We start from the raw sequence: 5,949 nt of genomic DNA, 5'->3' as shown, positions 1-5,949 counted from the left end.
AAGCGCGTGGAGGAGCGCGGGCCGTTCCACGACGCTTCGCGAGGCTCCGCGACCGGGCGTTTCGACAGGTCAACGACCGGGCGTTTCGTCTCGCTTCGCTCGCTCAACGACCGAGGGGGGCGACTAGGTTGGCGGAGTGAGCCTCACCCTGGACGCGCAGCAACGGCTCGTCGTATGGATCGCCGCTCTCGCATCGTTCGTCGCCTTCCTCGACGGCACCGTCGTGAACGTCGCGCTGCCGGCCATCAGCGAGGAGCTGGGCGGCGGCCTGGTCACCCAGCAGTGGGTGGTCGACGCCTACCTGATCACGCTCAGCGCGCTGATCCTGCTGGCCGGTTCGGTGAGCGACGCGTTCGGCCGCATCCTGGTCATGAGGATCGGACTGATCGGATTCGGCATCGCCTCGATCGCGATCGCCGCCGCGCCGACTCCCCTCTTCCTCATCATCGCCCGCGCCCTTCAGGGTGCCGCGGGCGCCTTTCTCGTGCCGAGCTCGCTCGCGCTGATCACCTCGACGATCCGCGGTCCACTGCAGGGCAAGGCGATCGGACTCTGGACGGCGCTGACCACGAGCGCGATGGTGGCCGGACCCCTGATCGGCGGGCTGTTCGTGGACTTCCTCTCCTGGCGGTTCGTCTTCCTCATCAACGTCGTGCCGATCGCGGTCACGCTGTGGCTGCTCACTCGTCTGAAGGCCCACGACGTGCGCAGGCCCGGCACTCGGATCGACTGGATCGGCGGTGCCATGTGCACCTTCGGGCTGGGCGCCGCCGTCTACGCGCTCATCGAGCAGCCGAACCTCGGCTGGGCGTCACCGGCCATCTGGATCCCGCTGGTCGCCGGCATCCTGCTGTTCGCCGCCTTCCTGGTGCGGCAGCACATCACCGCGGCGCCGATCCTGCCGCTGGGCCTGTTCAAGATCCGCAACTTCTGGACGGGCAACGTCGCGACCTTCTTCGTCTATGGGGCCCTGTCGCTCAACGGCTTCGTGGTCGCGGTCTATCTCCAGCAGGGCGCTGGGCTCCCGGCCACGCTGGCGGGACTTGCGAGCATCCCGACGACGATCCTGATGATCGCGCTGAGCTCTCGGATGGGCGCCCTGGCCGGCAGGTGGGGACCACGCCTGTTCATGACCGTCGGCCCGGTCCTGATGGCGATGGGCGCTCTGCTGCTGCTGAGCGTGAGCGAGCAGTTCGACTACTGGACGCAGGTGCTGCCGAGCATGCTCGTGTTCGGTCTCGGCCTCGCGACGACCGTCTCGCCGCTCACCGCCGCCATCCTCGGCGCCGTCGATACAAGCCGATCGGGCATCGCCTCAGCGGTCAACAACGCGGTCGCGCGTGTCGCCGGACTCCTCGTCGTCGCCATGCTGGCCACGATCATCGGGGGCACGCTCGACCTCGCAGGCTTCCATCGCGCCGCGATCGTGACGGCGGCGATGATGGCGATCGGCGCACTGGTGTCGTTCGCCGGAATCAGAAACCGGATGCCGCAGCCCGGCGCCGACGCGACACCCGCCGCTTCGGCGAAGTGACGCCGCCGGCATCCCGGATGGCGGCATCCGGAGCCCTGTCAGACTGGACGCATGGCCGTCATCGAGAATTCGAAGCTCACCGTCGTCGGCGCGGGCAGCGTCGGAGCCAGCACCGCCTACGCGGCTCTGATCCGCGGATCCGCACGACACGTCGCGCTCTACGACATCGCCACCGAGAAGGCCGAAGCCGAGGTGCTCGACCTCGCCCATGGCACGCAGTTCACCGGCTCGAGCGACATCGTCGGCGGCAGCGACATCTCGGTCGTCGAGGGGTCGCATGTCGTCGTCATCACCGCGGGCGCCAAGCAGAACCCGGGCCAGACCCGCATCGAGCTCGCGGCCGTGAACGCCGGCATCCTCAAGGAGATGATGCCCCGCCTGATGGAGGTCGCACCCCACGCGATCTACGTCATCGTCACGAACCCCTGCGACGTGCTGACCGTGCTCGCGCAGGAGGAGTCCGGTCTGCCGCCCGAGCGCATCTTCGCGTCGGGCACGGTGCTGGACACCTCGCGCCTGCGGTGGAAGCTCGGCGAGCGCGCCGGCGTGTCGACCTCGAGCGTGCACGCATACATCGTCGGCGAACACGGCGACACCGAGTTCGCGCTGTGGTCGCGGGCCACGATCGGAACGGTGCCGATCCTGGAGTGGGAGACACCCGGCCACCCCCGCATGACCGAGGACGAACTCGACGCGATCGCCGTGGACGTCCGCGATGCGGCGTACAAGGTGATCCAGGGCAAGGGCGCGACGAACTACGCGATCGGGCTGTCCAGCGCCCGGATCGTCGAGGCGATCCTGCGCGACGAGCACGCGGTGATGCCGGTGAGCACGGTACTGAACGACTATCACGGCATCAGCGGTGTCGCGCTGTCGGTGCCGTCGGTGGTGAGCTCGTCGGGAGCGATCCCGATCCTCGAAGCGCCCTATTCGACGAAGGAGCTCGCCTTGCTGCGGCGTTCGGCGGAGACTCTGCGCCAGGTGGCGGCGTCGCTGCGCTGACAGCGACGGCGCGGATGACGGATGCCGGTGACACCGTCCCCGGCACGACCTAGTCTCGCGTCATGAAGTTCATCCTCGAAGTCGACCTCGACGCGGGCGTGATGGCCGACGACACCCTGAAGGAGCTCGGACGGATCCTGCGCTACTGGGCGGGAAATCTGAAGTACTACGACCTGCCCTCGGGCACGGCATCCGAGGTGATCTCGGACTCGACTTACGCTCCGGTCGGCACGTGGCGCGTGGAGTGACCCTCGAACAGCTGCGCCAGCTGCTCGAGCGATGAGGCGAGCCCGCGGGCGTGGTCGTCGGGGTCGATGCCGGGGGGCACATCCTTCGCCTCCACGGTGACGTCGGTGGCATCGGGCAGGGCGTCGAGCGTCCACTCCATGAACATCGTGCCCGCGAACGCCGGATCGTCCGACTCGAACGTGACCGCCCAGACGACGCGCTTCGGCGGCTCCAGCGCGAGGATCCGGGTGTCGGTGACGTCGGAGTGCTCGTCGGTCTTTCCGCGGCCGTCGCCCGATTCGTAGGTCAGCACCATCCGGAAGCTTCCGCCGGCGCGGGCATCGATGTGCTCGAGGTGCCCGCTCATGCCCTCGGGCGGCAGCCAGGAGGCGAGCATGCCCGGATCGGTGAAGGCGCGGAACACCTCCTCGCGCAGAGCGGCAATGCGACGGGAGGCGGAATCGACGCGCATGGGGCGAGCATACAAGGGGATGTCGCGGCCCGCCGGGGCGCGGCATCCCTCTGTCGGATGCCGCGCCTACCCTGAGATCATGGCCACCCGACGACCGACTGCGACAGCGCCGTATCGCTGCACGGAATGCGGGTGGACGGCCCTCAAGTGGGTCGGCCGCTGCGGGGAATGCCAGCAGTGGGGCACCGTGGTGGAGGCATCCGAGCCGACCGGGCTGAGCCGCTCCGTCTCGGCGATCGCGCCGGGCGCAGACCGCGCTGCCCGCCCGATCACCGCGGTCGACTCGCGCGACACCCCGCGCCGCACGACCGGCGTCGGCGAGTTCGATCGGGTGCTCGGCGGGGGCATCGTGCCGGGTGCCGCCATCCTGCTCTCCGGCGAGCCGGGGGTCGGCAAGTCGACGCTGCTGCTCGAGGTCGCGGCGCAGAGCGCGCGCGGCGGGCGCCGCGTGCTGTACGCGAGCGCGGAGGAGTCGACCGGCCAGGTGCGCCTGCGCGCCGAGCGCACCGGCGCGCTGCACGACGAGCTGTACCTGGCGGCCGAGACCGACCTGGCGACCATCCTGGGGCACATCGACGAGGTGAAGCCCGAGCTGCTGATCGTCGACTCGGTGCAGACCGTTTCGTCGTCGCTGTCGGAGGGCATGGCCGGGCACCCCAGCCAGGTGCGCGAGGTGGCCTCGACCCTCATCCGCGTCGCGAAGGACCGCAGCCTTCCCGTCATCCTCGTGGGGCACGTCACCAAGGACGGGTCGATCGCGGGCCCGCGCATCCTGGAGCACCTCGTCGATGTGGTGTGCCAGTTCGAAGGCGACCGGCAGACGTCGCTGCGGTTCGTGCGCGCGCTGAAGAACCGGTTCGGGCCCACGGACGAGGTCGGATGCTTCGACATGACCGGTTCGGGCATCGCCGAGGTCGCCGACCCGAGCGCGCTCTTCCTCGGTCACGGCAACCCCGAGCCCGGAACGTGCGTGGCGATCGCCCTCGAGGGGCGGCGCGCGCTGCCCGTCGAGGTGCAGGCGCTGACGATCAAGTCCGGGGCCCCCAACCCGCGGCGGATCGTGAACGGAGTCGACAGCGCCCGGGTCGCGATGGTGCTCGCCGTGCTGGAGAAGAAGACCGGGATCGTCACCTCCAACATGGACGTCTACGTCTCCACCGTCGGCGGCGTGCGGTTCACCGAGCCTGCCGCCGATCTCGCGATCGCCATCGCGGTCGCCGGCTCGGTGCGCAACGACGCCACCCCCCAGACGCTCGCCGCGGTGGGCGAGCTCAGCCTCGCCGGCGAGATCCGCCCGGTGACCCAGAGCGCCCAGCGACGCAGCGAGGCCGCGCGCCTCGGCTACACCGAGCTGATCGACAGCCGGTCGGGCACGATCGGTGGCGCGCTCGGCGACGTGCGCATGAGGGCCAAGGTGCGGCCCGGCGACGACGTCCCGGAGTTCTAGGGCGCGCGCGTCCGCCTGATCTGCGCCCGTTTGGGCGCCGACCCCGCGTTCTTGCCGCGTGCCCGCACGTGGATTGCGGCGAACCCGAGGAATCTTGCCGAGCCGGATGCCGACGGCCCCCGGCTCGCGGAGAATCCCCTGGTTCGCCGACCGGATGCCGCGGCTCAGGGCCGACGGTGGGAGTGGCGGTAGTCGCGCATCCCCAGGACGACGGGGATCACCAGACCCGCGAGGCACACGATGCCGACCACCAGGAACTCCATCCGGCGAGCATGCCATCCGCAGCGGCTGAAGTCGAGGGGGCCTCCGGCGAGCCGCTCAGGCGTCGAGCGCCGCGATCAGCGCAGCAGGGCTCGCCTGCATGGGATGCGGACCGGCCACGTCGAAGAAGACGGTCGCGATCTCGTCCTCGTGCAGTCTCAGGAACGCGCGCAGCCAGCCCGGTGTATTCAGCGCCATCTCGGACGGGAGCGACGCCGGCTTGTGGGCGGCATCGCTGAACAGCAGCAGTGCCACGTCGCCCGTGTTCGAGTCACGGTAGGTCCACACGCCGTCTGTGTCCGAGCCTGCGGTCGCGGGCGGCGCGAGTGGGACGACCGTCGGGCCGTGGCGCAGCGCGAACGCGACGGCGGCGAGATCCTGCGTCTGCAGCGCATCGCTCAGCGCGGTGTTGCGGAACTCAGGGGGCTCGTCCGCTTCCGCCTCTGGGGTGCGCTCGTTCTCCGCTGCCATCGCCCCAGGGTACCGAGGACGTTTCGGAGGCGGCCGCGCGTTTCGTCTCGGCGCTGCGCGCCTCGCTCAACGACCGAGCGCGGGTACCCGGTCGTTGAGCGAGCGAAGCGAGACGAAACGCCGTTTCGGAGGCGGCCGCGCGTTTCGTCTCAGCGCTGCGCGCCTCGCTCAACGACCGAGCGCGGTACCCGCGGCGCTGTGTCAGGCGAGGAAGCCGCGCAGCAGCGCCTCCGAGCCGGCGAGGTGTTCGAGGATCGCGTCCTCCGCGGCATCCGCTCGCCCGGCGAGGATCGCCGTCACGACGCGCTCGTGCTGCTCGTTGGAGTGCTCGATGTTGCGCGGCAGGAGCGGGAACGTGTCGAGCCACGCGTTGACGCGCGCGCGGTTCTCGGCGGCGAGCGCCACGAGCGATGGGATGCCGGCGACCTCGGCGATCGTGAGGTGCAGGAGCGTATCGAGCCGCCGGTAGTCGGCGGCCTCTGCGGCGCAGGCGGCTTGGTGCCGCGCCCAGAGTTCGGCGCGAGCCTCGGGTGT

7 protein-coding genes are annotated in these 5,949 nt (G+C 70.2%); 4 read left to right on the top strand and 3 right to left on the bottom strand.

The window, feature by feature from the left end:
* Positions 1-136: 136 nt before the first annotated feature.
* The 3 genes from VFX99_RS11165 (at position 137) to VFX99_RS11155 (ending at position 2,784) form a co-directional block, all read left to right on the top strand.
* Positions 137-1,534: an MFS transporter gene (locus VFX99_RS11165; RefSeq protein ID WP_329666366.1), complete on the top strand. Its 1,398-nt coding sequence runs from the start codon at positions 137-139 to the stop codon at positions 1,532-1,534.
* Positions 1,535-1,585: 51 nt separating this feature from the next.
* Positions 1,586-2,536, top strand: coding sequence for an L-lactate dehydrogenase (locus VFX99_RS11160; RefSeq protein ID WP_329666365.1), 951 nt, complete (start codon positions 1,586-1,588; stop codon positions 2,534-2,536).
* A 62-nt stretch (positions 2,537-2,598) separates the two neighbouring features.
* Positions 2,599-2,784 (top strand): hypothetical protein, encoded by a 186-nt coding sequence (locus VFX99_RS11155; RefSeq protein WP_329666364.1) that lies wholly within the window; start codon positions 2,599-2,601, stop codon positions 2,782-2,784.
* On the opposite strand, the gene VFX99_RS11150 is transcribed toward VFX99_RS11155, so the two are convergent.
* Complete coding sequence (locus tag VFX99_RS11150) at positions 2,751-3,236, bottom strand: SRPBCC domain-containing protein (RefSeq protein ID WP_329666363.1); 486 nt, start codon at positions 3,234-3,236, stop codon at positions 2,751-2,753. The genes VFX99_RS11155 and VFX99_RS11150 overlap by 34 nt on opposite strands.
* A gap of 79 nt (positions 3,237-3,315) precedes the next feature.
* On the opposite strand from VFX99_RS11150, the gene radA reads away from it, so the two are divergent.
* Positions 3,316-4,683, top strand: coding sequence for a DNA repair protein RadA (radA, locus tag VFX99_RS11145; protein ID WP_329666362.1), 1,368 nt, complete (start codon positions 3,316-3,318; stop codon positions 4,681-4,683).
* A 318-nt stretch (positions 4,684-5,001) separates the two neighbouring features.
* Here the strand turns inward: radA and VFX99_RS11140 are convergent, their stop codons facing one another.
* Complete coding sequence (locus VFX99_RS11140) at positions 5,002-5,415, bottom strand: dehydrogenase (RefSeq protein WP_329666361.1); 414 nt, start codon at positions 5,413-5,415, stop codon at positions 5,002-5,004.
* A gap of 201 nt (positions 5,416-5,616) precedes the next feature.
* A partial coding sequence (locus tag VFX99_RS11135) for an FCD domain-containing protein (RefSeq protein WP_329666360.1) occupies positions 5,617-5,949 on the bottom strand: 333 nt, incomplete at its 5' end.

Source organism: Microbacterium sp. (assembly GCF_036277215.1).
Taxonomy (GTDB): Bacteria; Actinomycetota; Actinomycetes; order Actinomycetales; family Microbacteriaceae; genus Microbacterium.
The sequence above is the reverse complement of the archived record's forward strand: the minus strand, read 5'-3'. Positions and strand labels throughout refer to the sequence as shown.

Excerpts from the sequence above, each read along its gene's own strand:
- VFX99_RS11160 (WP_329666365.1), top strand. The coding sequence starts at position 1,586 with ATGGCCGTCATCGAGAATTCGAAGCTCACCGTCGTCGGCGCGGGCAGC.
- VFX99_RS11155 (WP_329666364.1), top strand. The coding sequence starts at position 2,599 with ATGAAGTTCATCCTCGAAGTCGACCTCGACGCGGGCGTGATGGCCGAC.
- VFX99_RS11150 (WP_329666363.1), bottom strand. The coding sequence starts at position 3,236 with ATGCGCGTCGATTCCGCCTCCCGTCGCATTGCCGCTCTGCGCGAGGAG.
- radA (WP_329666362.1), top strand. The coding sequence starts at position 3,316 with ATGGCCACCCGACGACCGACTGCGACAGCGCCGTATCGCTGCACGGAA.
- VFX99_RS11140 (WP_329666361.1), bottom strand. The coding sequence starts at position 5,415 with ATGGCAGCGGAGAACGAGCGCACCCCAGAGGCGGAAGCGGACGAGCCC.